Here is a 411-nt window from a genome sequence, read left to right as displayed (position 1 = left end):
GAGCGAGGTTTGGCTCATGCCCAGGTTGCGCTGGGCCGTCAACGAGGCGACGTTGGTGTTGATGGTGGATGCCATGGCAAATCTCCTGAAAAGAACTGACTGAAATGGCGTTGCCGCCAACCTGGTGCCAGGCAAGGCACCCGGCTATACGGTCCACAGTGCCCACATGGCCTTCTGGTGAACGGCGGAGTGCATTTGCCTTCCGTTGTGAGTCTTTTCGACGCCTGCTGGGGAAACTTTAGGGTCAAACGTGCAAGTTGGCAGGCTTTTCCGCTCTTTATCGGGCCAACGCCATGGGGGGGTCATTGCCACAATTCCCCATCGTTCCCGTATCGCCTGCCGGACGGTTGTAGTCCCCCATCAGGCACAAATGTCCATTCAGCCTCAAGGAGCATTCCCATGGCAGCCACG

The sequence above is a fragment of the Acidovorax sp. Root217 genome (assembly GCF_001428645.1).
Classification (GTDB): domain Bacteria; phylum Pseudomonadota; class Gammaproteobacteria; order Burkholderiales; family Burkholderiaceae_C; genus Acidovorax.
The sequence above is the reverse complement of the archived record's forward strand: the minus strand, read 5'-3'. Positions refer to the sequence as shown.